Source organism: Streptomyces sp. Z26, from assembly GCF_003665095.1.
Lineage (GTDB): Bacteria > Actinomycetota > Actinomycetes > Streptomycetales > Streptomycetaceae > Streptomyces > Streptomyces phytohabitans.
The window spans coordinates 3,247,198-3,268,033 of sequence record NZ_RCHV01000002.1 but is presented as its reverse complement, the minus strand read 5'-3'; the positions used below and the strand labels follow the sequence as shown (position 1 = coordinate 3,268,033).

Annotated in this window: 16 protein-coding genes; 8 read left to right on the top strand and 8 right to left on the bottom strand. The window is 71.5% G+C overall.

What is annotated here, in order from left to right; all coding sequences use genetic code 11:
* Nucleotides 1-120: 120 nt before the first annotated feature.
* Nucleotides 121-3,564 carry a replicative DNA helicase gene (gene dnaB, locus D7M15_RS14520; protein ID WP_276314491.1) on the bottom strand — a complete coding sequence of 1,148 codons (3,444 nt, stop codon included), beginning with the start codon at nt 3,562-3,564 and terminating at the stop codon, nt 121-123.
* Nucleotides 3,565-4,146: 582 nt separating this feature from the next.
* Between dnaB and D7M15_RS14515 the strand changes: the two genes are divergently transcribed.
* Entirely contained in the window at nt 4,147-5,487 is a 1,341-nt protein-coding gene (locus D7M15_RS14515; RefSeq protein ID WP_121517899.1) for an MATE family efflux transporter, read from the top strand.
* 139 nt (nt 5,488-5,626) lie between these two features.
* On the opposite strand, the gene rplI is transcribed toward D7M15_RS14515, so the two are convergent.
* The 4 genes from rplI to rpsF all read right to left on the bottom strand — a co-directional run bounded on the left by rplI (nt 5,627) and on the right by rpsF (nt 7,389).
* The gene (gene rplI, locus D7M15_RS14510) at nt 5,627-6,073 is read right to left on the bottom strand and encodes a 50S ribosomal protein L9 (protein ID WP_121517898.1); all 447 of its coding nucleotides are present in this window, start codon (nt 6,071-6,073) and stop codon (nt 5,627-5,629) included.
* 18 nt (nt 6,074-6,091) lie between these two features.
* The gene (gene rpsR / locus D7M15_RS14505; protein ID WP_070198464.1) at nt 6,092-6,328 is read right to left on the bottom strand and encodes a 30S ribosomal protein S18; all 237 of its coding nucleotides are present in this window, start codon (nt 6,326-6,328) and stop codon (nt 6,092-6,094) included.
* 79 nt (nt 6,329-6,407) lie between these two features.
* Nucleotides 6,408-6,971 carry a single-stranded DNA-binding protein gene (locus tag D7M15_RS14500; protein WP_121517897.1) on the bottom strand — a complete coding sequence of 188 codons (564 nt, stop codon included), beginning with the start codon at nt 6,969-6,971 and terminating at the stop codon, nt 6,408-6,410.
* Between the two features lie 127 nt (nt 6,972-7,098).
* Nucleotides 7,099-7,389 (bottom strand): 30S ribosomal protein S6, encoded by a 291-nt coding sequence (gene rpsF / locus D7M15_RS14495; RefSeq protein WP_121517896.1) that lies wholly within the window; start codon nt 7,387-7,389, stop codon nt 7,099-7,101.
* A gap of 249 nt (nt 7,390-7,638) precedes the next feature.
* Here rpsF and D7M15_RS14490 point away from each other — a divergent pair, with 249 nt between their 5' ends.
* The 3 genes from D7M15_RS14490 (at nt 7,639) to D7M15_RS14480 (ending at nt 10,362) form a co-directional block, all read left to right on the top strand.
* Entirely contained in the window at nt 7,639-7,971 is a 333-nt protein-coding gene (locus tag D7M15_RS14490) for a hypothetical protein (protein ID WP_121517895.1), read from the top strand.
* Nucleotides 7,972-8,070: 99 nt separating this feature from the next.
* Nucleotides 8,071-9,192, top strand: a complete 1,122-nt coding sequence (locus D7M15_RS14485; RefSeq protein ID WP_121517894.1) for a peptidoglycan bridge formation glycyltransferase FemA/FemB family protein — start codon at nt 8,071-8,073, stop codon at nt 9,190-9,192.
* Between the two features lie 138 nt (nt 9,193-9,330).
* On the top strand, nt 9,331-10,362 hold the full coding sequence (locus D7M15_RS14480; RefSeq protein WP_121517893.1) for an alanine racemase: 1,032 nt from the start codon (nt 9,331-9,333) through the stop codon (nt 10,360-10,362).
* A 183-nt stretch (nt 10,363-10,545) separates the two neighbouring features.
* On the opposite strand, the gene D7M15_RS14475 is transcribed toward D7M15_RS14480, so the two are convergent.
* Entirely contained in the window at nt 10,546-11,628 is a 1,083-nt protein-coding gene (locus D7M15_RS14475) for an inositol-3-phosphate synthase (protein WP_121517892.1), read from the bottom strand.
* A 47-nt stretch (nt 11,629-11,675) separates the two neighbouring features.
* Nucleotides 11,676-12,341 (bottom strand): PadR family transcriptional regulator, encoded by a 666-nt coding sequence (locus D7M15_RS14470; RefSeq protein ID WP_121517891.1) that lies wholly within the window; start codon nt 12,339-12,341, stop codon nt 11,676-11,678.
* Between the two features lie 437 nt (nt 12,342-12,778).
* Here D7M15_RS14470 and D7M15_RS14465 point away from each other — a divergent pair, with 437 nt between their 5' ends.
* The 4 genes from D7M15_RS14465 to D7M15_RS14450 all read left to right on the top strand — a co-directional run bounded on the left by D7M15_RS14465 (nt 12,779) and on the right by D7M15_RS14450 (nt 19,205).
* A complete protein-coding gene (locus tag D7M15_RS14465; RefSeq protein ID WP_121517890.1) occupies nt 12,779-15,442 on the top strand; it encodes a transglycosylase domain-containing protein in 2,664 nt (887 codons plus the stop codon).
* A 151-nt stretch (nt 15,443-15,593) separates the two neighbouring features.
* The gene (locus tag D7M15_RS14460) at nt 15,594-17,123 is read left to right on the top strand and encodes a glycosyltransferase 87 family protein (protein WP_121517889.1); all 1,530 of its coding nucleotides are present in this window, start codon (nt 15,594-15,596) and stop codon (nt 17,121-17,123) included.
* 129 nt (nt 17,124-17,252) lie between these two features.
* Nucleotides 17,253-18,566, top strand: coding sequence for an MFS transporter (locus tag D7M15_RS14455; protein WP_121517888.1), 1,314 nt, complete (start codon nt 17,253-17,255; stop codon nt 18,564-18,566).
* A 126-nt stretch (nt 18,567-18,692) separates the two neighbouring features.
* Nucleotides 18,693-19,205 carry a hypothetical protein gene (locus tag D7M15_RS14450; protein ID WP_121517887.1) on the top strand — a complete coding sequence of 171 codons (513 nt, stop codon included), beginning with the start codon at nt 18,693-18,695 and terminating at the stop codon, nt 19,203-19,205.
* A 104-nt stretch (nt 19,206-19,309) separates the two neighbouring features.
* On the opposite strand, the gene D7M15_RS14445 is transcribed toward D7M15_RS14450, so the two are convergent.
* Nucleotides 19,310-20,749, bottom strand: coding sequence for a CCA tRNA nucleotidyltransferase (locus tag D7M15_RS14445; RefSeq protein WP_121520783.1), 1,440 nt, complete (start codon nt 20,747-20,749; stop codon nt 19,310-19,312).
* Nucleotides 20,750-20,836: the final 87 nt, after the last annotated feature.

Below are 20,836 nucleotides of genomic sequence, written 5' to 3'. Positions count from 1 at the left end.
ATGCGGTGCGGCGCAAGGCGGAGGATCGTCCTCGTACCGGGTCGTACGTGGATGACTCCGACAACGCGGCGAGGTGACGTAGCCGTCGTCGCGAGCCCGAGAAGACCGCCCGGACACCGCCTAGCCGTTGGCCATGTCGACGAAGCGGGAGTAGTGGCCCTGGAACGCGACCGTGATCGTGGCGGTCGGGCCGTTGCGGTGCTTGGCGACGATCAGGTCGGCCTCGCCCGCGCGGGGGGACTCCTTCTCGTACGCGTCCTCGCGGTGCAGCAGGATCACCATGTCCGCGTCCTGCTCGATGGAGTTGTGGACGTGGACGCCGTCCGCGACGAAGTTGTGCGTGCCCGGGACCGTCGCGTCGTAGACCGGCTGTGCGCCCAGGCTCTCCACCGCGACCACCCGGTCCCACGCCACGTCGCCCGTGGCCAGCAGCTCCAGGTCGCGGCTCGCCAGCAGCCGGGACACGCGGGCCAGCGGGGAGCCTCCGGGGGCGGTACGGGCGCCCGCGGGGGCCGGCTCGGGGCGGGGGGCGTGCAGCAGGTCGCGTACGCCGTCCCGTACGTCCGCCGGTACGGCCTCCCGCTCCGCGCGGGTGTCCGGCCCCGTCGTACGCAGTCGGCGGGCGGACGCGGCCACCGTGCCGGACAGGTGCGGGCCGACCTCGGCCAGGAAGCGGCGCCGGTCGTCGCGGCCCGGTACGTCGAGGGTCCAGGGCCCGGGGGCGTCCGCGCCGTCGGGCCCGGCGGGCTCCGGGCGCAGCAGCCGGGCGCCGATCTCCAGCCGGAGCAGCAGGAGTTGGAGGTCGCGGGCGCGCCGTTCGCCCCGCACCCGGCAGCGGAACGGGTCCGTGCCGGAGGCGCCCGCCGTCCACAACCGCCCCAGGAGCCGCCGCAGTCGGCCGTCCGCCAGCCCGTGCGCCGTACGCGGCAGGCCACCGTCCCCGGCCCCGTACGACCCGGCCGCGCCGCCACCGTACGACCCGACCGCGTATGCCTCGCCCTCGCACCCCCCGTCCGCCGCCCGCGTGGGTGCGCCCACGCGCCGCGGGACCGCCAGGCGGTCCCCCACCGACAGCGCGCCGAGCGGGCGCCAGCCGTCGAACGTCAGGAACGGGTGGTTCGCCGTCGCCTCCACCTCCCGGCCCGACGCCAGCCGCAGCCGGAAGACCTCCTTCGTGCCGCTGGGGAAGACGTGCGTCATCGTGCGCCGTACGAGCCGCAGGTCGGCGTCCAGGGACCACACCGGGATGTCGCGGGCGCCGCTCTCCAACAGCTCGCCGAGGGTCGACTCGCCGCCGCCGTCGGCCCGCAGCACGCGCGTACGGGCCGTGAGGCAGCCGGACTCGCGCAGGTCGGACACCATCGGCTTCTTGTCGGTGCGCTGCTCGGGGCCACGGTTCAGCTGCGACAGCGCGACCACGGGGACCTCCAGCTCCTTGGCGAGGAGCTTGAGGTTCCGGGACATCTCGGAGACCTCCTGCTGGCGGCTCTCGGGGCGTCGGGAGCCGCCGGCCTGCATCAGCTGGAGGTAGTCGATGACGACCAGCCGCAGGTCGTTGCGCTGCTTCAGGCGGCGGCACTTGGCGCGGATCTCCATCATCGACAGGTTGGGGGAGTCGTCGATGTAGAGCGGCGCGTCGGTGACGCCGGGCATCTGGCGGGCCAGCCGCGTCCAGTCGTCGTCCGTCATGCTGCCGGACCGCATGTGGTGCAGGGCCACGCGCGCCTCGGCGGACAGCAGGCGCATGGCGATCTCGTTCCGGCCCATCTCCAGGGAGAAGATGACGCTCGGCAGGTTGTGGCGGATGGAGCAGGCGCGGGCGAAGTCCAGGGCCAGCGTGGAGTTGTGGGTGGGCACCAGGGAACGGGTCGCCAGGTACGTCTGGTCCGGGTGCGCCACCTGCACGCACCGCACCGGGACGCTCGCCACCTCCCGTACGTCCCTGATCAGGCGCCGCGACGCGCGCGCCGAGGCGGGACGCCCCCGTGCCGCGTACGCCCGCCGCTTGCGCGCCAGCCGGAACGGGCCGCCGTCGCCCGTGCCGCCCCGCGCGGTGTCGCCCACCGGCGTGAACGTCGTGACGTACGCCGTGCCCGTCGTACCCGCCGCACCACCCGCCCGCCGCACCGACGCCGCGCAGCGGTGCCCCAGGCCCAGCACCAGCTCGCGGAAGTCCTCGGCCAGCGCGCGCGCCGTCACCGCGAACCGCACGGAGCCGCCCGCGCCGACCGTCCCCCGCGCGTCCAGCAGGCCCGCCAGCAGCTCCCGCCGCTGCCCGGCCGCCGCGCGCAGGTACGGCGCGGGGATGTGCCTGCGGTCCAGCACCCCCAGCGCGCGCAGGTGCGCCTCGAACCGCCCGTCGCCGCCGGGCCCGTCCGCCGTCGCGTCGCCGGTGCCGCCGCCGAGCCACGCGCCGAGGGCGTACGGGTCGACGGGCAGCTCGCGGTGCGGCAGTCGGAGCGGGTCGGCGTTGCGCACGCTGTGGTTCAGCCTGCCGTCGGCCACGCACCGCAGGGTGGCCGCGATCTCCTTGGTGGTCCGGACCGGGGGCGCAGTGGCCGGGGACGCCCCGCCCGTACGTCCCGCCGCGCGGCGTTCGGCGCGGGTCTCCGTACGCCACTGGTGGTCGGCGTCGGCCACGACGACGGTGCCGTCGTCGAACTCCACCTCGTAGCACGGCCGCCCGGTGAGCACGCCGGTCGCCGCGACGACCCGCGTCGGGGTGCCGTCGTGCGCCAGCAGCCGGTCGCCCTCGGCGACCTCGCCCATCGTCGTCCAGCCGTCGGGGGTGGGCAGCGGGGTGTCCAGGGCCAGCGCCTTGCCCATGGCGGGACGGGCGGCGACGACGACCATCTGGCCGGGGTGCAGGCCGTTCGTCAGGGAGTCCAGGTCGGTGAAGCCGGTGGGGACGCCGGTCATCTGGCCGCTGCGGGAGCCGATGGCCTCGATCTCGTCGAGGGCGCTCTCCATGATCTCGGCCAGCGGGAGGTAGTCCTCGCTGGTGCGCTCCTCGGTGACGGCGTAGATCTCCGCCTGCGCGGAGTTGACGATCTCGTCGACGTCGCCGTCCGCCGCGTATCCCATCTGGGTGATCCGGGTGCCCGCCTCCACGAGGCGGCGCAGCACGGCCCGCTCGTGGACGATCTCCGCGTAGTACTCCGCGTTGGCCGCCGTGGGGACGGACTGGACCAGCGAGTGCAGGTAACCGGGGCCGCCCACGCGGCCGATGTCGCCGCGCTTGGTCAACTCGGCGGCGACGGTGATGGGGTCGGCGGGCTCGCCCTTGGCGTAGAGGTCGAGGATCGCCTGGTAGACCGTCTCGTGCGCCGGGCGGTAGAAGTCGTGGCCGCGGAGCACCTCGACGACGTCCGCGATGGCGTCCTTGGACAGCAACATGCCGCCGAGCACGGACTGTTCGGCGTCGAGGTCCTGCGGCGGCACCCGCTCGAACGGGGTGCCCGCGCCCCAACCGCCGCTCTCGCGCCCGCGGTCGTGCTGCTCCTGCCCCGAACCGCCGTTGCGGCGCTGCGGGGAGAGCGCGACGCGGTCCCCCGGGCCGTCCATGTCGGCCATCCAGGGGTCGTCGACGTGCTCGGGCTGCTGGGTCACCCCGCGCGCTCCTCCCGTCCTGCTCGGTTCCCGTCGTGGTCTCCGTACGGACGCCGGTACGCCCCGGCCCGTACGACCGGACCGGTGGCCGTACGGCTCGGTCCGCGTCGACGCCGTGCCTCCTTCCTACGGCACGGCGCTGACAATGGCGCTGACACTTCCAGACGCCCGGCTCCGCTCACGGCGGGTCGAGGCCGCGGTGAAGACCAGGGGAACGACAGGCAGGCGCCGCACCACGGTAGGCGGGCCGGGGGCACCCAGCCAATCGTGTTATCCACAGGGCATGTGGATAGTGGACGTCTTCCTGTGGAGAACCCGGTTGAAGCTGTGTACGAGCCGGTGGACGGCCCTGTGGAGGAGTCGGACGCGTCCCGCGCGAACACCCTCTGACCTGCGGCGAAGACATCCACCGCCTGTGCGCGGAAAAAACTTCGCCCCCAGGTGTGACGCCACCTCGAACAGCACGCACAGGCTCACTCCGCGCAACCAAAGGTAATGGACACAGCAGCATTGCAACCATTACCTGTGGATGCTTGAATCGAACCTGTGACCACCACCGCACCGAGCGCCCGTCGACATGACCGGGAGATCCTCGCCCTCGCCCTCCCCGCCTTCGGCGCGCTCGTCGCGGAGCCCCTCTTCCTGATGGCGGACAGCGCCGTCGTCGGCCACCTCGGCACCCCGCAGCTCGCCGGTCTCGGCGTCGCCGCGGCCCTCCTCCAGACCGCGGTGCACGTGTTCGTGTTCCTCGCGTACGCCACCACCGCCGCCGTCGCCCGCCGCGTCGGCGCGGGCGACCTGCCCGCCGCCATCCGGCAGGGCATGGACGGCGTCTGGCTCGCGCTGCTCCTCGGCGCCCTCGTCGTCGCCGCCGTGCTGCCGACCGCGCCCGCGCTCGTCGACCTCTTCGGCGCCTCCGCCACGGCCGCCCCGCACGCGGCGACGTACCTGCGGATCAGCGCGCTCGGCATCCCCGCCATGCTCGTCGTCCTCGCCGCGACCGGCGTCCTGCGCGGCCTCCAGGACACCCGGACGCCGCTGTACGTCGCCGTCGCGGGCTTCGCCGGAAACCTCGCGCTGAACGTCCTCCTCGTCTACGGCCTCGGGCTCGGCATCGCCGGTTCCGCCTGGGGCACGGTCCTCGCCCAGTGCGCGATGGCCGCCGCGTACCTGGTCGTGGTCGTACGCGGCGCCCGTCGGCACGGCGCCTCCCTGCGCCCGGACGCCGCCGGGATACGCGCCTGCGCGCAGGCCGGTGCGCCGCTGCTGGTCCGTACGCTCTCGCTGCGCGCCGTCCTGCTCATCGCCACGGCCGTCGCCGCCCGCCTCGGGGACGCCGACGTGGCCGCGCACCAGATCGCGCTCACCCTGTGGTCGCTGCTGGCCTTCGCGCTGGACGCCATCGCCATCGCGGGCCAGGCGATCATCGGCCGGTACCTCGGCGCCGGGGACGAGGCGGGCGCCTGGGCCGTGTGCCGCCGCATGGTGCTCTGGGGCGTCGTGTCCGGGGCGGTGCTCGGGGCGGCGGTGGTCGCCGCGCGGCCGCTGTTCACGCCGCTGTTCACCACGGACCAGGACGTCACGGCGCGGCTGACGGCCGTCCTGCTGGTGGTGGCCGTGACGCAGCCCGTCGCGGGCGTGGTCTTCGTCCTGGACGGGGTGCTGATGGGCGCCGGGGACGGTACGTACCTGGCGGGCGCGATGCTGGCCGTACTGGCCGTGTTCGCGCCGGTCGCCCTGCTGGTGCCGCGGTTGGGTGGCGGGCTGACGGCGCTGTGGTGGGCGGTGGCGGGGCTGATGATGTCGCTGCGGCTCGTCTCGCTGTGGCTGCGGGCGCGTTCGGGCCGCTGGGTCGTCACGGGCGCGGTCCGGACCTGACCGGCGCACACCCGCACCCGTACGCGCACCCGCCCCGCCTCCGTACGCCCCGCGCCCGTACGCGCACCCGCCCCCGCACACGCCGGAGGGCCGTACCCCGTCCGCCGGGGTACGGCCCTCCGTCTGCGTGTGCCGTGCCTTACGCCGCCTTGACCTCGACGTCGAAGCTCGCCACGACCTCGGGGTGCAGGCGTACCGAGACCTTGTGCGAACCCAGGGTCTTGATCGGCGTGCCCAGCTCCACGCGGCGCTTGTCCAGCTCCGGACCCTTCGCGTCCTTCACCGCCGCGGCGATGTCGGCCGGGGTGACGGAGCCGAAGAGGCGGCCGCCCTCACCCGCGCGTACGGAGAGGGCCACCGTGACGGCCTCGAGCTGGCCCTTGACCTCGTTGGCCTGCTCGATCGTGGCGATCTCGCGGATCTTGCGACCGCGCCGGATCTGCGCCACGTCCTGCTCGCCGCCCTTGGTCCAGCGGATCGCGAGACCGCGCGGGACCAGGTAGTTGCGGGCGTAGCCGTCGCGGACGACGACCACGTCGCCGGCGGTGCCGAGGCCGGAGACCTCGTGGGTAAGGATGATCTTCATGGTCTGGTCACCCTTTCCTTATCGCGCGGTCGACGTGTAGGGCAGCAGCGCGACCTCACGGCTGTTCTTCACGGCCGTGGCGACGTCCCGCTGGTGCTGGGTGCAGTTGCCGGTGACCCGGCGGGCACGGATCTTGCCGCGGTCGGAGATGAACTTCCGCAGCAGGTTCGTGTCCTTGTAGTCCACGTAGTTGATCTTGTCCTTGCAGAAGACGCAAACCTTCTTCTTCGGCTTGCGCGGAGGCGGCTTCGCCATTGTCTTTCTCCAGTGTGTTCAAGTAAGTGAGCGAGCGAACCCGGCTTCCGGACCGCGTGGGGCCGACGGCCCCCGCGGGTCAGAAGGGGGGCTCGTCCGAGTAGCCACCGCCGCCGCCACCGGGGCCGCCGCCCCAGCCGCCACCGCCGCCGCCCTGCTGGCCGCCGCCCGCGGGCGCTGCCGTGGCCCACGGGTCACCCGCGGGTCCGCCACCGCCCTGCTGGCCACCGCCGGGGCCGCCGCCCCAGCCGCCGCCACCGCCACCCTGGCCACCGCGGCCGGAGGTCTTGCTGATCTTCGCGGTCGCGTTGCGCAGGCTGGCGCCGACCTCGTCGACGTCCAGCTCGTAGACCGTGCGCTTGATGCCCTCACGGTCCTCGTACGACCGCTGCTTGAGGCGGCCCTGTACGACGACGCGCGTGCCCTTGGTGAGGGACTCGGCGACGTTCTCCGCCGCCTGCCGCCAGACCGAGCAGGTGAGGAACAGGCTCTCGCCGTCCTTCCACTCGTTGGTCTGCCGGTCGAAGGTGCGCGGGGTGGACGCGACACGGAACTTCGCGACCGCCGCACCGGAGGGGGTGAAGCGCAGCTCGGGGTCGTCGACGAGATTGCCGACGACCGTGATGACGGTCTCGCCTGCCATGGGTGAACCTCTCGGCGTGCTGCTGCTGGGCTTGCCGGTCGCGCCGGACGCGGGATCTGGTGATCACGCCGGACGCGGCCGCGTGCTGCTCGGAATTCCGAGTGCCGACCCGACCGTCAGGTCGGGGTCAGTGCATCTCGGGACGGAGGACCTTGGTCCGGAGGACCGACTCGTTCAGGTTCATCTGACGGTCGAGCTCCTTGACGACCGCAGGCTCGGCCTGGAGGTCGATGACCGAGTAGATGCCCTCGGGCTTCTTCTTGATCTCGTAGGAGAGACGACGACGGCCCCAGGTGTCGACCTTCTCCACCTTGCCGTTGCCCTCACGGACGACGGAAAGGAAGGACTCGATCAGCGGGGAGACAGCTCGCTCCTCGAGATCGGGGTCGAGGATGACCATCACCTCGTAGTGACGCATGTGGAACCCACCTCCTCTGGACTCAGCGGCCACGGTCGTTCCGTGGCAGGAGGGTCGTGATGCGTGTCCCGCACCGCGTACGCCACCGGACGTCGCCGGGGCCGCGGGTGCAGACCGCTCAGCGTACCCGCACCGTGCCGTGCGGTTGAAATCCGGCTGTGTATGCCCGCAATCTAGAGGTATCGGGTGTGAGCGGCGTCATACTCCCGCCGCTCCGCGTCCCGCCGCGTACGGCCACGGAGGTGCCGCATGGCGCAGGCTGCAGGTCCCCGGCACGACCCCCTCTCCTTCCTCAACAGCGACGGCCGCCCCCACCCCGTCGAGAACGCCCTCGCCGTCACGTCGATCGTGGTCGGCCTCGTCGCGTTCGCCGCGGGCCTGGTCACCCAGGGGGGCGGCGCGGATCTGCACCTGCTGGCGTCCTGGGCCGGGCTGGTGGGCGTACTCGTCGGCGGCTGGGGGCAGTTCGTGTCCGCGACGACCGCCGAACGCTTCCTGCTGGTCCTCGGACTCGGCGGCTCGGCCGTCGGGCTGTTCCTCGGCATGGCCTACGGCGGCCCGTTCGGCGGGCTGCTGGGCTGACGGGCCGACGGGGGCGCGGTAGCGGGCAGTAGGCTTCCGGGCGAGCCTTTCCCCAGCAGCACGCCTGGGGTTCCGCCCGTCGCCGGAGGAGCGCCCCCTATGAGCCTGTCCCTGAGGACCATCAGTCGCGAGCAGCATCTGGCGTACATCCAGAGCCTGCCCTCGGCGAGCCATTGCCAGGTCCCGGCATGGGCGGACGTGAAGAACGAGTGGCGGTCGGAGAACCTCGGCTGGTTCGACGACCGCGACGGCCAGTTGGTGGGCGTCGCGCTGGTGCTGTACCGCCAACTCCCCAAGGTGAAGCGGTACCTGGCGTACCTCCCCGAGGGCCCGGTCATCAACTGGCACGCGCCGAACCTGGAGGAGTGGCTCCAGCCGATGCTGGCGCACCTCAAGCAGAAGGGCGCGTTCTCGGTCAAGATGGGCCCGCCCGTGGTGATCCGCCGCTGGGACTCGGTCGCGATCAAGAGCGGCATCCAGGACCCGGACGTGAAGCGGCTGCGCGACGTGGAGCCGACGCACATCGAGCCCCGCGCGTTCGAGGTGGCGGACAAGCTGCGGCGGATGGGCTGGCAGCAGGGCGAGGACGGCGGCGCGGGCTTCGGCGACGTGCAGCCGCGCTACGTCTTCCAGGTGCCGCTGGAGGGTCGGACGCTGGAGCAGGTCCACAAGGGCTTCAACCAGCTGTGGCGGCGCAACATCAAGAAGGCCGAGAAGGCCGGGGTCGAGGTCGTCCAGGGCGGTTACGACGACCTGGCCGAGTGGCAGGAGCTGTACGAGGTGACCGCCAAGCGCGACCACTTCCGGCCCCGCCCGCTGGGCTACTTCCAGCGCATGTGGTCGGTCCTCAACACCGAGGACCCGAAGCGGATGCGGCTGTACTTCGCGCGCCACGAGGGCGAGGCGGTGGCGGCGGCGACGATGCTGGTCGTCGGCGGGCACGTCTGGTATTCGTACGGCGCCTCCGCGAACCACAAGCGCGAGGTCCGCCCGTCGAACGCGATGCAGTGGCGGATGCTCCAGGACGCGTACGCGCTCGGGGCGAGCGTCTACGACCTGCGCGGCATCAGCGACTCCCTGGACGAGAACGACCACCTCTTCGGTCTGATCCAGTTCAAGGTGGGCACGGGTGGGCAGGCGGCCGAGTACCTCGGCGAGTGGGACTTCCCCCTCAACAAGCTGCTCCACAAGGCGCTGGACATGTACATGAACCGGCGCTGACCGTACGACCGTTCGGCCCGTACGCCCGTACCGGCCCGTCCCGTACGCTCTCCGTACCGCCGCCACGACTCTCCGTACGGACACGTCCCGCGGCCCCCACCCCCGTACCCCTTTGAGCAGAAAGGTCCCCGTCCCGTCATGGCGCTCACCCTCTATGTCGACACCGATCGCTGGCGGGTGCACCAGCAGTCGGTGATCCAGCAGTTCCCCGGCATCGTCCCGGTCTGCAAGGGCAACGGCTACGGCTTCGGCCACGAGCGGCTCTCCGACGAGGTCAGCCGCTTCCGCTCGGACGTGATGGCCGTCGGGACGACGTACGAGGCCGCGCGCACCAAGGACTTCTTCGGCGGTGACCTGCTGGTGCTGACGCCGTACCGGCGGGACGAGGAGCCCGTGCCGCTGCCGGACCGGGTGATCCGCTCGGTGTCCTCGGTGGAGGGCGTGGGGCTGCTGCGCGGGGCCCGCGTGGTCATCGAGGTCATGAGCAGCATGAAGCGGCACGGCGTCACCGAGGCGGACCTGGGGCGGCTGCACGCCGCCATAGACGAGGTGCGCCTGGAGGGCTTCGCGATCCACCTGCCGCTGGACCGCACGGACGGCACGGACGCGGTGGACGAGGTCATCGGCTGGATGGACCGGCTGCGCGCGGCGCGGCTGCCGCTGGAGACGATGTTCGTCAGCCATCTGAAGCCGGACGAGTTCGCGCGGCTCCAGCAGCAGTTCCCGCAGACGAACTTCCGCGCGCGCATCGGCACGCACCTCTGGCTCGGGGACCACCAGGCGACCGAGTACCGGGGGTCCGTGCTGGACGTGACGCGGGTGAGCCGCGGCGACCGCTTCGGCTACCGGCAGCAGCGGACCGCCGGGGACGGCTGGCTCGTCGTGGTGGCGGGCGGCACGTCGCACGGCGTGGGGCTGGAGGCGCCGAAGGCGCTGCACGGCATGACGTCGCGCGCCAAGGGCGTCGCGCGGGCCGGGCTGGCGACCGTCAACCGGAACCTGTCGCCGTTCGTCTGGGGCGGCAAGCAGCGGTGGTTCGCGGAGCCGCCGCACATGCAGGTGTCGATCCTGTTCGTGCCGGACGACGCGCCGGAGCCGAGGGTGGGCGAGGAGCTGGTCGCGCACCTGCGGCACACGACGACGATGGTGGACCGTACGGTCGACCGCTGAGCGGCGGGCGTACGGCGGACGGGCCGGGGGCGTACGGGTATCCCGTACGCCCCCGTGCCCGTGCCGCGCCCGTCCCGTGCCCGTACGACCGGCGGGCGGTGGACCCGGCACCTGTCCGGGACCACCGCCGCACCTCGACGGGTCGGGCGCGCGCCCGCGTTCACCCTCGGGTGGACGCGGGGCTCAGCTCTCGACGTCGCCGTTGATGAACGCCTCGACGTTCCGCCGGGCCTCGTCGTCGAAGTACTGCACCGGCGGGGACTTCATGAAGTACGAGGACGCGGAGAGCACCGGGCCGCCGAGGCCGCGGTCCTTCGCGATCTTCGCGGCGCGCAGCGCGTCGATGATGACGCCCGCCGAGTTCGGCGAGTCCCAGACCTCCAGCTTGTACTCCAGGTTGAGCGGCACGTCGCCGAACGCGCGCCCCTCCAGGCGTACGTACGCCCACTTGCGGTCGTCGAGCCACGCCACGTAGTCCGACGGGCCGATGTGCACGTTGTCCGCGCCGAGGTCGCGGTCGGGGATCTGCGAGGTGACGGCCTGCGTCTTCGAGATCTTCTTGGACTCCAGCCGCTCCCGCTCCAGCATGTTCTTGAAGTCCATGTTGCCGCCGACGTTCAGCTGCATGGTGCGGTCCAGGACGACGCCCCGGTCCTCGAACAGCTTGGCCATCACGCGGTGCGTGATGGTGGCGCCCACCTGGGACTTGATGTCGTCACCGACGATCGGGACGCCCGCCTCGGTGAACTTGTCGGCCCACTCCTTGGTGCCGGCGATGAACACGGGCAGCGCGTTGACGAAGGCGACCTTCGCGTCGATGGCGACCTGCGCGTAGTACTCCACGGCGGTCTGCGAGCCGACCGGCAGGTAGCACACCAGCACGTCGGCGCCGCTGTCCTTGAGCGCGCGGACCATGTCCACGGGCTCCTCGGTGGACTCCTCGATGGTCTCGCGGTAGTACTTGCCGAGACCGTCGTTGGTGTGGCCGCGCTGCACCTGGACGCCCGAGCGGGGCACGTCGCAGATCTTGATGGTGTTGTTCTCGCTGGCGCCGATGGCGTCCGCCAGGTCGAGGCCGACCTTCTTCGCGTCCACGTCGAAGGCGGCGACGAACTCGATGTCGCGCACGTGGTAGTCACCGAACTGGACGTGCATGAGGCCCGGGACCTTGCTGTCCGGGTCGGCGTCCTTGTAGTACTCGACGCCCTGTACCAGCGAGGCGGCGCAGTTGCCCACGCCGACAATGGCTACACGAACCGAACCCATTCCCGTTGCTCCCTGTGTGTGCTCGATGAAGCCGCCCAGTGCGGCGCTCATGTGATGTCGTCGGACGGGTCCGGTCGGGTACCACCCCGGTGCCGGGGCTGCCCGCCCGTCTCTTCTGACGTGCGCTCTGCCGTCGCCTCACGGCGCCGGTCGAGCCCGGACCGCTCGCTCTCGATCAGCTCGTTGAGCCAGCGGACCTCGCGCTCCACGGACTCCATGCCGTGGCGCTGGAGTTCGAGGGTGTAGTCGTCCAGCCGCTCGCCGGTACGGGTCAGGGAGGCGCGCATCTTCGCGAGGCGCTCCTCCAACCGGCTGCGGCGGCCCTCCAGTACGCGCACCCGCACGTCGCGCGAGGTCTGGCCGAAGAACGCGAAGCGGATGCCGAAGTGCTCGTCCTCCCACGCGTCCGGGCCGGTCTGGGCGAGAAGCTCCTCGAGGTGCTCCTTGCCGTCCGCGGTGAGCCGGTAGACGATCTTCGCCCGGCGCCCGGCGAGCGGGGCCGCGAGGGGGTCCTCGGACGCGTTGCCGGACTCCTCGATCAACCAGCCCTGCTGGACGAGCGTCTTGAGGCACGGGTAGAGGGAGCCGTAGCTGAACGCTCGGAAGACGCCCAGCGAGGTGTTGAGCCGCTTCCGCAACTCGTACCCGTGCATGGGGGATTCGCGGAGCAGCCCGAGAACGGCGAACTCCAGGATGCCGGCGCGTCTGCTCATACCTTCCCCCCGCTCCCGCCTGCCGAAGATGCCGTACGTCCCGCGTACCGGTGGCGGGTGGCGCGCATCGGGCGTCGTGTCAGACCGATGTACCGGCCTGATGTATCGCCTCGATACATCCAGACGATAGGACGAACCCCTCGTCCACGACAAGAGGGCACCGGAGGTGACGGTGGTGAAGGGACTCACATTGACCATTCGGGGAGTCGGCTTGTACCTGATGCACCGTATGTTCGCTAAGGAGGGTTTTGGAGCTGCGTAGTCTGTCCGCTGTGCAGACCACCAACCGGGAACCGTGCGGCGCCGCCAGGCGTCCTCGTCCTGGGTGCGGTGTGCCCCGCGGCGTGGTCGCGGCGGGGTGCGCGCAGGGGGACCAAGATGTCAACTGCCGCCTTCAGGCGTGTGTGTGCCGCCTGCCCGAGGAGTAGCTGTTTCCAATGAGCGAGCACCGTCGAAAGCAGCCGCAGGGGCGCGGCAGGCGCGCGTCGCAGCCACCGCCGAGTGGCCGCCGCGCGGCACCGCCGCGTGACACCAGCGCCGGCTCGTACGAGCAGGGGCCCGACCGCGCCACCGGCGGTCGCGCCGAGGCGCGCCGTGGCGCCCCGCAGGGCGGCGGCAGACGACGCGCGGCCGGTGCCGCGGCGGCCTCGGGCGCCGTCGCGGGCGGGCGGGCGGCCGCACGCGGGCGCGGGCAGGCGCAGCCCGGCAAGAAGCGCTTCATCGACTACCCGCGCTCGGGCCGCGAGGGCGCCCGCCGCTGGATTCCGTCGTGGAAGCAGGTGTTGGGCACCTACGTCGGCTTCGCCGCGCTGATGATGGGCCTCGCGGGCATCGCGTACGCCATGGTCGAGGTGCCGAACGCGCAGGAGGCCGCCAAGTCCCAGAAGAACGTCTACTACTGGGCGAACGGCGACCGCATGGTCACCGCGGGCGGCGGCGACCAGAACCGGCAGAACGTCGACCTCCCGCAGGTCGCCAAGTCCATGCAGGACGCGGTGATCTCGGCGGAGAACGAGTCGTTCTACGACGACCCGGGCGTCGACCCGATGGGCATCGGCCGCGCCATGTTCAAGATGGCGACCGGCGGCGAGACCCAGTCGGGCTCGACCATCACGCAGCAGTACGTGAAGAACAACTACCTGGACCAGTCGCAGACGTTGTCGCGCAAGGCCAAGGAACTGCTGATCTCGATAAAGGTGGGCGTCAACGAGGAGAAGGACGACATCCTCGCGGGCTACCTCAACACCGCGTACTTCGGGCGCGGCGCGTACGGCATCCAGGCCGCGTCCCAGGCGTACTACAGCAAGGACGCGATCGACCTCAGCCCGAGCGAGAGCGCGTTCCTCGCGGCCGTCCTGAACGGTGCGAACCTCTACGACCCGCACGGCGGCGAGGGCGGCGGCGCGCTCCAGACGCCGGAGGCCAACACCGAGCGCGCGAAGGCGCGTTGGTCGTGGATCCTCGACCGCGAGGTCAAGACGGGACGGCTGGAGAGCGGCAAGCGCGACGCCATCACCAAGTTCCCGATGCCCAAGCGCCCGGAGAAGGCCACCAACCTCAAGGGTCAGATCGGCTACCTGGTCAACCTGGCGAACAACAACGTCACCAACGACCCGGACAGCGGGATCACGGATCGGAAGCTGAAAAAGGGCGGCTACCAGATCTACACCACCTTCGACAAGGAGAAGACGCTCGCCCTGGAGAAGACCGTCCAGAAGGTCAAGAAGAAGAACTTCGACCCGAAGAAGCGCGAGCGGGACAAGTACGTCCAGTTCGGCGGCGCGTCGGTGAAGCCGGGCGACGGGGCGATCGTCGCGATCTACGGCGGCGACGACGCCGTCACGCACTACACCAACAACGCCGACTACACCGGCGCCTCGGTCGGTTCGACCTTCAAGCCGTTCGTCATGGCCGCAGCGATGCGCGACGGCGTACGGGACCCGAACGGGCCGGAGCAGCAGGGCATGGACCAGCGGACGCTGGTCTCGCCGCGCAGCGTCTACAACGGCGACAACAAGGTCAAGCTCCTCCAGTACAACGGCGAGACGTGGCTCAACAAGGACAACGAGGAGTGGCACCAGAAGAACGACGACAGCAAGAGCTACGGCCAGATCAACCTCATGCAGGCCATGGAGGTCTCGGCCAACACCCCGTTCATCCAGTTGGGCATGGACGTCGGGCTCGACAAGGTGAAGGAGTCCGCGCTCGACGCGGGCGTCAACGAGGAGAGCCTGTCCGCCATCACCCCGGCGTTCTCGCTGGGCACCTCGGCGCCGAGCGCGATCCGGATGGCCTCCAGCTACGCGACGTTCGCGCAGAGCGGTGAGAAGACCGAGCCGTACTCCGTCACGGAGGTGAAGGAGAAGGGCGCGGTCGTCTACGAGCACGAGAAGAAGACCCAGCGCGCCTTCGACGCCAACGTCGCGGACAACATCACCAGCATGCTGGAGAACGTCGTCCAGGGCGACGAGGGCACCGGCAGCGTGGCCAGGGCGCTGAACCGCCCGGTCGCGGGCAAGACCGGCACCACCGACGACAACAAGCACGCGTGGTTCACGGGCTACACCAAGCAGCTGTCGACCTCCATCGGCATGTGGCGGGTGGACGACCAGGCGGAGCGGCAGGAGTTCCTCACCATGTACGGGACGGCGGGCCTGGAGCAGATCCACGGCGCCTCGTTCCCCGCCGAGGTGTGGACGGACTACATGCTGGAGGCCATGAAGGGCCAGCAGAAGCTGGACTTCCCGGAGCCCGGCGCCATCGGCGACAAGGTGTGCAGCCACAGCAGCTGCCCGTCCCCGACGCCGTCCCCGACCCCGTCGGAGACCGAGGAGACGGAGTCGCCGTCCCCGACGCCGACGAGGTCGTCCCCCTCCCCGTCCCCGACGAAGCCCTCCCCGTCCCCGACCGACAGCTGCCTGCCGGGTCAGCCCGACTGCGACGACGAGGGCACGATCAGCGGTCCGGGCGGTGAGGACGGCGGCGCCGACAACGGCGGCGCGGACAACGGCGGCGCGAACGGCGACCCGGGCGATCCCGGCGATCCGGCCGGGACCACGGACGGCGGCCTCTTCGGCGGCCCGAACGCCCGGAGGGACTGAGGGCCGGGAGGCCGGAGGCCGAGAAGCCGAGAGGCTCGACGCCGAGAGGCCGACGCACCCGCCGCGCTGACGCGGCACGCGCCGTAGCACGGGGAAGCCCCCGTCGGGTCTGGCTGGACCCGGCGGGGGCTTCGTGCGGCAGGATGTGCGCATGACGAGCGCGCACCATCAGCAGCAGGCCCCGACGGGCGGGGCGCCGCGGCAGCGGGCCCCGCGGGGCCGGGCGGAGGTGCGGCCCACCGAGCACGACGAGGTGGCGGCCGCCGGGAGCGAGCTGATCGGCGGGCCCGCCGGACGGCGGTCGGGGGACGCGGGCTGGTGGACACCCGTACGCGTCACGGTGCTCGTCATGCTGGCCACGTTCGCCCTGGGCATGCTCCAGAAGCTGCCCTGCTACAACGGTGCCTGGTTCTTCGGGCAGACCAGCCAGTACGCACACGCGTGCTATTCCGACATCCCCCACCTCTACCAGGGGCGCGGCTTCGCCGACGGCCTCGTCCCGTACTTCGACCGCATCCCGGAGGACGTCTCCGGTGGCATGGAGTACCTCGAATACCCGGTCCTGACCGGCCTGTTCATGAAGATCGCCGCCGTGCTGACCCCCGGTGGCGACGACATCGTGCACCGCGAGCAGATCTACTGGATGGTCAACGCGGGCATGCTCATGGTCTGCGCCGTGATCACCGCCGTCTGCGTCAGCCGTACGCACCGCACCCGCCCGTGGGACGCGCTGCTCGTCGCGATGGCCCCCGCGTTCGCCCTCAACTCCACCATCAACTGGGACCTGTTGGCCGTCGCCCTGACGGCGGCGGCGATGCTGATGTGGGCCCGGAGCCGACCGTTGGCCGCGGGCGTCCTGATCGGCCTGGCGACCGCCGCGAAGCTCTACCCGCTGCTGATCCTCGGCCCGTTGCTGCTGCTGTGCTGGCGCGCGGGACGCTGGCGCGCGTTCGGCGCGGCGTTCGGCGGCGCGGTCTTCTCGTGGGCGGCGGTGAACGTGCCGGTGATGCTCACGGCATGGGACGGCTGGCAGAAGTTCTACACGTTCAGCCAGGAACGACCCGTGGACTTCGGCTCGTTCTGGCTGATCCTCTCGCAGCGCACGGGCAGCGCGATCGAGGACGCCAACACGTACGCGATGGTGCTCATGGTGCTGGGCTGCGCGGCGCTCGCCGCCGTGACGTTCTCCGCGCCCCGGCGGCCGCGCCTGCCGCAGTTGGCGTTCCTGGTGATCGCGTTGTTCGTCCTCACCAACAAGGTCTACTCGCCGCAGTACGTGCTCTGGCTGATCCCGCTGGCCGTACTGGCCCGCCCCCGGTGGCGCGACTTCCTGATCTGGCAGGCGTGCGAGGTGCTCTACTTCCTCGGCATCTGGATGTACCTCGCGTACAACGCCAGCGGTGACAAGCACCACGGACTGCCGCCCGAGGGCTACCAGTTCGTGATCCTGGTGCACCTGGTCGGCACCCTCTACCTGTGCGCGGTCGTCGTCCGCGACATGCTGCTGCCGGAACGGGACGTGGTCCGCCGCGACGGCTCCGACGACCCCGCGGGGGGCGTGCTGGACCGGGCGCCGGACCGGTTCGTACTCGCCGGCCACGGGCGGCGGGCCTCGGACGACAGCCACGCCCCGGAGTTCGAGGGCGGCTACGTGCGCTGGGGCAGCCCGTCCGCGGGGTGAACCGGGCCTCGGGTGACGGGCGTTGTGTGGGGGCGGTGCGTGTGGGGCGGTGCGGGGCGCCGTTCCCGTCGCGGGCGCTGTGATCGATGTTTCACGTGAAACGGCGCGCGGGTGTGTGAGGGTGGGCGCATGCCACTCGCCGGTGATCTCCGTACCCTGCTGCGCTTTTCCGGGTTCCGGCGACTGCTCGCCGTACGCCTGCTGTCCCAACTGGCCGACGGCGTCTTCCAGGTGGCCCTCGCCGCGCATGTGGTCTTCTCCCCGGAGGAGGAGACCTCCCCCGCGGCCATCGCCTCCGCGATGGCGGTGCTGCTGCTCCCGTACTCGCTGCTGGGCCCGTTCGCCGGTGTGCTCCTCGACCGCTGGCGCCGCCGCCAGGTGCTGCTGTTCGGCAACCTGCTGCGGGCGGTGCTGGCGCTCGGTACGGCCGCGCTGATCCTCGGCGCCGTACCGGACTGGCTGTTCTACCTCTCGGCCCTCTCGGTCACCGCCGTCAACCGCTTCATCCTCGCGGGCCTGTCCGCCTCCCTCCCCCGGGTCGTCGACGACGAGCGCCTCGTCATCGCCAACTCGCTGTCCCCCACCGCGGGCACCGTGGCCGCCGCGTCGGGCGGTGGCGTCGCCTTCGTCGTACGGCTGCTGGTCCCCGGCGGCAGCGCCTCCGACGCGCTCGTGGTCACCGTCGCCGCCACCGTCTACCTGCTCGCCGGACTCGCGTCCCTGCGCATGGCCCGCGATGCCCTGGGCCCCGAACCGGCGCGCGTGCAGCCGCGGTTCGGCGCGGCCGTCGCCGGTACGGCGCGCGGGCTGCTGGAAGGGCTGCGCCACGTGGCAGAACGCCGTACGGCCGCCCGTACGCTCGCCTCCATGGCGCTGATGCGCTTCTGCTACGGGGCGCTGACGGTCATGGTGCTGATGCTGTGCCGGTACTCCTGGGCGAACGGCGCGGACGGCGCCGGGTCCGGCAGCGGCGGCGACGCCGCCGACGACGGACTGAAGTGGCTCGGCGCGGCCGTCGCCGTCTCCGCCGTGGGCTTCCTCGTCGCGGCGCTCATCACCCCGTGGGCCGTCGCGCGCGTCGGCCAACTCGGCTGGATCGCGGCCTGCGCGGGAGCGGCCGCCGTCCTGGAACCGCTCCTGGGGCTGCTGTTCGCCCCCGTACCGATGATGGCCGCGGCGTTCGTGCTGGGGGTCGTCACCCAGGGCGCGAAGATCACGACGGACACCGCCGTCCAGTCGTCGGTCGACGACGCGTACCGCGGCCGGGTGTTCGCCCTCTACGACATGTTGTTCAACGTGGCGTTCGTCGGCGCCGCCGCGGTGGCCGCGCTGGTGCTGCCGCACGACGGGCAGTCGCCGCTTCTGGTCGTCGGGGTGGCTGGAATCTATCTCTCCGTCGCGGTGGCCATGACCCGTTTCAGGCGTTCCCGGAGTATTGCCTGAGTGTCACAACTGTCACATCGCGGCCACAGCTTGCCCCGACGATCCGATCCGGCCGGTCTTTATCGATAACTTATGCGGGTTACCTCGCACGCCGTGCGACTCCTTCAGCATCAGAGGAAGTCCCCGATGACGACTCCGCCTCCGCAGGGCCAGAACCCCTACGGTCAGCAGCCGGGACAGTCCCCCTACGGGCAGCCGCAGCAGCCGTACGGCCAGCAAGCCGGACAGTCGCCGCAGCAGGGTCAGAACCCTTACGCGCAGCAGGGCCCGCAGCCGTACGGCCAGCCCGGTGGCGTGCCGATGGCGCCGCCGCCCGTTCCGCCCCGCGGCGGAAAGGCCAAGAAGATACTCATCGGCGTCGGCGTGGCCGTCGCGCTCCTGGTGGCCGGTGGCGCGTACATAGCCGGTCAGGACGACGCCGACCAGGCGGAGAAGGGCGACTGCGTCATCAACCGGGGCACGGACATGTCCCCCGACGTCGAGGTCGTGGACTGCTCCTCCTCCGACGCGGAGTACAAGGTCGCCGTGAAGCATGACGGCAAGGCCGACTGCGACCGCGAGAAGTACGCGCAGTACAGCGAGACCAAGGGCAGCGACGTGCTCTTCACGCTCTGCCTGGAGCCCCACAAGCCCAGCTGACCGAGCCCGCGACGCGGGACGGCCGGGGACCCCGAGCACACGGGCGGGGGCGGTGTTTCACGTGAAACACCGCCCCCGCCCGTCGCGTTGTCCGTGCGGGCCGCTCAGCTCTCCCGCGCGGCCTGCCACTCCTTGAGCGCCGCCACCGCCGCCTCCCGCCCCAGCGGCCCGTGCTCCAACCGCAGTTCGAGGAGGTGCTGGTACGCCTTGCCGACGTCCGGGCCCGGCGCCAGGTCCAGCGCCTGCATGATCTCGTTCCCGTTCAGGTCGGGCCGGATCGAGTCCAGCTCCTCCTGTTCCTGGAGCCGCGCGATGCGCTCCTCCAGCCCGTCGTACGCGCGCGAAAGCGCTGCCGCCTTCCGCTTGTTACGCGTCGTGCAGTCCGAACGCGTCAGCTTGTGCAGCCGCGCGAGCAGCGGGCCCGCGTCCCGTACGTACCGGCGCACCGCCGAGTCGGTCCACTCTCCCGTGCCGTAGCCGTGGAAACGCAGATGCAGCTCGACCAGCCGGGAGACGTCCTTCACCAGCTCGTTGGAGTACTTGAGCGCGGTCATCCGCTTCCGCGTCATCTTCGCGCCCACCACCTCGTGGTGGTGGAACGAGACCCGGCCGTCGGACTCGAAGCGCCGCGTCCTCGGCTTGCCGATGTCGTGCAGCAGCGCGGCGAGCCGGAGCGTGAGGTCGGGGCCGTCCTCCTCCAGGTCGATCGCCTGCTCCAGCACGATCAGCGAGTGCTCGTACACGTCCTTGTGTCGGTGGTGCTCGTCCCGCTCCAGCCGCAGCGCCGGGATCTCCGGCACCGTCCGCGCGGCGAGCCCGGTGTCCACCAGCAGCCGCAGCCCCTTGCGCGGACGGGGCGCCAGGAGCAGCTTGTTGAACTCGTCGCGCACCCGCTCCGCGGACACGATGTCGACGCGTTCCGCCATCGCCGTCATCGCGGCCACGACGTCGTCGGCCACCTCGAAGTCCAGCTGCGCGGCGAACCGCGCCGCCCGCATCATCCGCAGCGGGTCGTCCGAGAACGAGTCCTCCGGCGCCCCCGGCGTACGCAACACCCGCCTCGCCAGGTCGTCCAGCCCGCCGTACGGGTCGACGAACGTCTTCTCCGGCAGCGTCACGGCCATCGCGTTGACCGTGAAGTCCCGGCGGACCAGATCGTCCTCGATCGTGTCGCCGTAGGACACTTCCGGTTTGCGCGACATGCGGTCGTACGCCTCGGAACGGTACGTCGTGATCTCGATGTCGAACCGCTGCCGCGCGTCGCCCGCGCCCGGCCCGTACTTCTTGCAGCCGACGGTGCCGAACGCGATCCCCACCTCCCACACCGCGTCCGCCCACGGCCGCACCAGTGCGAGGACCTGCTCGGGACGCGCGTCCGTGGTGAAGTCCAGGTCGTTGCCGAGCCGTCCCAGCAGCGCGTCCCGTACGGAACCGCCGACGAGCGCCAGCGTGTGCCCGGCCCGCGCGAAGCGGCGGGCGAGGTCGTCGGCGACGGGGGACACCCGCAGCAGCTCGCTCACGGCCCGCCGTTGTGCCCCGCTCAGCTCCTGGGCGGCGGCCTGGGGTTGCTCACCCCGCTCGTCCTGCTCACCCCGCTCACTCGCGGGCTCCGTGGGCTGCCCGGTGCGACC